General features: G+C 73.9%; 5 protein-coding genes and 1 pseudogene. 3 read left to right on the top strand and 3 right to left on the bottom strand.

The genetic code is table 11. From position 1 onward, the window contains the following. Window positions 1-569, top strand: a pseudogene (locus ACWEN3_RS43115) (hypothetical protein); the annotation flags it as partial. 10 nt (window positions 570-579) lie between these two features. Then, a complete protein-coding gene (locus ACWEN3_RS43110) occupies window positions 580-1,074 on the top strand; it encodes a methylated-DNA--[protein]-cysteine S-methyltransferase (protein ID WP_452983197.1) in 495 nt (164 codons plus the stop codon). Window positions 1,075-1,078: 4 nt separating this feature from the next. Here the strand turns inward: ACWEN3_RS43110 and ACWEN3_RS43105 are convergent, their stop codons facing one another. From ACWEN3_RS43105 to ACWEN3_RS43095, 3 genes are all read right to left on the bottom strand, one after another. Beyond that, window positions 1,079-1,801, bottom strand: coding sequence for an SIR2 family NAD-dependent protein deacylase (locus ACWEN3_RS43105; protein WP_452983195.1), 723 nt, complete (start codon window positions 1,799-1,801; stop codon window positions 1,079-1,081). 95 nt (window positions 1,802-1,896) lie between these two features. Beyond that, window positions 1,897-2,388: an NUDIX domain-containing protein gene (locus tag ACWEN3_RS43100; RefSeq protein WP_452983192.1), complete on the bottom strand. Its 492-nt coding sequence runs from the start codon at window positions 2,386-2,388 to the stop codon at window positions 1,897-1,899. 121 nt (window positions 2,389-2,509) lie between these two features. Next, complete coding sequence (locus ACWEN3_RS43095; protein WP_452983189.1) at window positions 2,510-3,613, bottom strand: ADP-ribosylglycohydrolase family protein; 1,104 nt, start codon at window positions 3,611-3,613, stop codon at window positions 2,510-2,512. A gap of 150 nt (window positions 3,614-3,763) precedes the next feature. Between ACWEN3_RS43095 and ACWEN3_RS43090 the strand changes: the two genes are divergently transcribed. Continuing rightward, window positions 3,764-3,922, top strand: a 159-nt coding sequence (locus ACWEN3_RS43090) for a glycerate kinase (RefSeq protein ID WP_452983199.1), incomplete at its 3' end; no start/stop codon positions are given.

Genomic DNA, 3,922 nt, shown 5'->3' with positions numbered 1-3,922 from the left:
CCGGCTCGGGCCGAGGGATCGGCCGCGAGATCGCCCTCAAGCTCGCCTCGGACGGAGCCGCCGTCGTGGTCAACGACCTCGACGAGACCGTCGCCGCCCGCACCCACGCGGCCCGCCTCGTCACCGCGCACGGCAAGCCCCTGGACGACCCCGAGGGCGGCCTCACCCACCTCTTCCCGTCCCCCGAGGCGCTCGCCGCCGTCGACCCCGAGACCCTGGCGATGCCCCGCACCCGGCGCACCACCTTCACCACCCTCGTCCGTCAACTGGCCGACGGGACACTCCACCTGGGTGTGGAGTCCGACTGGGCCGAAGCCCGGGCCCGGCTGCTCGCGCTGCCCGGCTTCGGGCCCTGGACCGTCGACGTCATCGCCATGCGCGCCCTCGGCGACCCCGACGCCTTCCTCGCCACCGACCTCGGCATCCGGCGCGCCGCCAGGGAGCTGGGCCTGCCTTCCACCCCGGCCACGCTCACCGCGCGCGCCGAGGCGTGGCGGCCCTGGCGGGCGTACGCGGTGCAGTACCTGTGGGCGACCGACAGCCACCCGATCAACTTCCTCCCGGTATAAGAAGGTTCCCGTGAAGTGTCACACCGTGCTGGACAGCCCCTACGGCCCGCTCACCCTGGTCGCCGACGCCGACGGCGCCCTGTGCGGCCTGTACATGGCCGGCCAGCGGCACCGCCCGCCCGAGGAGGACTTCGGCCCGCGCGACGACGGCCCGTCCTGCTTCGCCGCGGCGCGCGAGCAGCTGTCGGCCTACTTCGTGGGCGAGTTGAAGGAGTTCACCGTCGAACTCGCGTTGCGGGGAACGCCGTTCCAGCGCGGTGTCTGGGCACAGCTGGCGCGGATCCCGTACGGCGAGACCCGCACCTACGGCGAACTCGCCGACGCCCTCGGCAATCCCCAGGCCTCCCGCGCGGTCGGCCTCGCCAACGGCCGCAATCCCGTGGGCATCATCGTCCCCTGCCACCGGGTGATCGGCGCGGACGGCAGCCTCACCGGCTACGGCGGCGGCCTCGCCCGCAAGCGCCGCCTGCTGGACTTCGAGCGCGGAGCGGGCCTGTTCGCCTGACGAACTAGTGCAACGCTCCCAGGAGTTCGGGCAGCGCGGTGCCGATCGGTTCCCGTACGACCTCGTCGGCGATGTCGTCGTACGGCGTGGGCTCGGCGTTGACGATGACGAGCCGGGCGCCGTGGTCGGCGGCGAGCCCGGCGAGGCCGGCGGCGGGCTGGACCTGGAGGCTGCTGCCGACGGCGACGAACACCTGGCAGGCCTTGGTGATGGCCACGGCCTCGCCGAGCACCAGGGGATCGAGACGTTCGCCGAACATCACGGTGGCGGACTTGAGGATGCCGCCGCACTCCAGGCACGGCGGATCGTCCTCACCGGCGTCGACGCGGGCGAGGGCGTCCTCCATCGATCCGCGCGCATGGCACTTCGTGCACACGACGCTGCGGGCGCTGCCGTGCAGTTCGAGCACCTTGCGCGCGGGCATCCCGGCCAGCTGGTGCAGCCCGTCCACGTTCTGCGTGATCACCCGCACCGGCACGCCGGACTTCTCCAGCTCGGCGACGGCCAGGTGCGCCGCGTTCGGCTCGGCCTCCAGCGCGCGGTTCTCGCGCCGCATCCGCCAGGACCGCCGCCGGATCTCCGGATCGCCCATGTAGTACTCGTACGTCACGAGCTTCTCGGCCTCGGGATCCCGCCGCCACAGCCCGTTCGGCCCGCGATAGTCCGGGATCCCGGAGTCGGTGGAGATACCTGCGCCACTGAGAATGGCTACGAGAGGCCTGTTCATGGGCCCGAGAGTAGGGCGCCCGTCCGCTCGGAGCGAGCGATATTGGGGGCGGGTGCGCCGAGCCGGTCGATGGCGTACGGATGCCGGTCCCGGGCTCAGCCCGCCCGGTGGCCGTTCTCCAGTTCCGCCGTGTGCGAGCCGTCGGCGAGGACGTCGAGGGCGGCGAGGACGCGGCGGCCGAGGGCCCCGGGAAGGTGGCCGGTGATCTCCTCGCGGGGGACCAGACGCCAGGAGAGCAGCTCCTCCTCCTGCAGCCGGATGGCCTTCAGGTCGGCGTCCGTGAGGACACCGCCGTCGTAGAGGTAGGCGACCAGGGGCGGCCGGCCCGCGCCGTGCACCCAGTCCACCGCCAGCAGCCGGCCGGGTTCCCGGTCGAGGCCGATCTCCTCCAGGGTCTCCCGGCGGGCGCCCTGCCGGGGCGTCTCACCCTCGTCCGACTCGATCGTCCCGCCCGGAAGCGCCCAGCCCTCACGGTAGTTGGGCTCGACGAGCAGCACCTGCCCCGCCGCGTCCCGGAAGAGCGCGGCGGCACCGGCGAGGATGCGGGGCAGCCCCGCGATGTACGTGGCGAAGTCCGAAGCGGTCACCCCGTCGAGGGTAGTGCCACGTCCACCCCGTCCGGCATCGGCGCATGGGGGCGGTCGGCCGCCTCACCGGAGTGCCTGCGCCGGATTCGCGGGACGGCGTGCGAGACGGGAACGGCGGCGCTCAGGCCGGACGCGCGCCGTCGGGTCCCGTCGGGGCCGGTGCGGTGGCCAGCCGGAGGGTGCGTTCGGCGAGATCGCTGATCCGTGCCCCGTCGAAGCCGGACACCGCGCTGCGGACCGTGTCGCGCAGGGGGGTCTTCCAGCGGTCCGGGATGGCGGACGCGCCGGTGAGGACGCCGGCCACCGAGCCGGCCGTCGCCCCGTTGGAGTCGGTGTCCAGGCCGCCGCGCACGGTGAGGGCGAGGGTCCGGGTGAAGTCGCCGTCGCCGTACAGCAGCCCGGCGGTGAGGACGGCCGCGTTCGGGACGGTGTGGATCCAGCCGAGACCGGCGGTCTCGGTGGACATCGTGGCCAGGGTGTCCTCCCAGCCCAGGCGGGCCTCGTGCAGGGACGTGACCCGGCGCACGGTGCGGGCGAGCCGGCTGCCGGGCGGGATCACGCCGAGCGCGCTGTCCAGCGCGTCCCGCACGGTCGCGGCGGTGAAGGCCGCCGCGACCAGCGCGGCCGCCCACATGGCGCCGTAGACGCCGTTGCCGGTGTGGGAGAGCACCGCGTCCCGGCGGGCCAGAGCGGCGGCGCGGGCCGGGTCGCCGGGACTGGTCCAGCCGTGCACGTCGGCGCGGATCAGCGCGCCGATCCACTCCTGGTACGGGTTGTCGTACGTCGCCGTCACCGGCGGCTTCAGGCCGTTCGCGAGGTTCCGGTACGCCGCTCGTTCCGCCGTGAAGGTCTGCAGGTACGGCAGCCGCAGCAGCCACAGCTCGCCGACGTCCTCCGTGCTGAAGCCGAAGCCGTGGGTCTCCAGCAGGTGCAGGCCGAGGATCGCGTAGTCCACGTCGTCGTCCCGGCAGCTGCCGTCGATCCGGCCGCGTACGCAGTCCCGCCATTCGGGGCGCAGTGCGGCGGCGTCGGCCGCGTCGGCGGGCTCGGGCAGGTAGTCGGTGAGCGGCAGCGCCTCGGCCCGCCGCAGATAGCCGTCGATGCGCTCGCGCGTCCACACCTCGCCCTGCTCGACCGGCTTGCCGAGCATGTTGCCCGCGATCCGGCCGAGCCAGCCGCCGTGGACGCGGTCGGCGAGGTCGGGGCCGGTGCGCTGGGTGTTCATGGCAGGGGTCTACCCGTTTTGCACAGCCGGCTCCCAGGCACCGCCCAGCCTTCGGTCGGGGCATGACGGCGGGGGCGTCCTGAGGTTAAGGTCGCAGCGGCGCGACTGGCCCTGACGTGCGCGGGGCCCGGAGAGCAAGGGGAAAGCAAGGTGGCGGACGCTGCAGGGAACGAGACCCGTGGGGTGCTCATCGCCGCGGACAAGTTCAAGGGCTCGCTGACGGCCGCGCAGGTCGCCGAGCGGGTGACGGCCGGGCTGCGCCGTGTCGTGCCGGACCTTCCGGTCGAGGCGCTGCCGGTGGCCGACGGC

This window comes from Streptomyces sp. NPDC004561, assembly GCF_053602155.1.
Note: the sequence above shows the minus strand (reverse complement) of the source record. Positions and strands in the feature narration are given on the sequence as shown.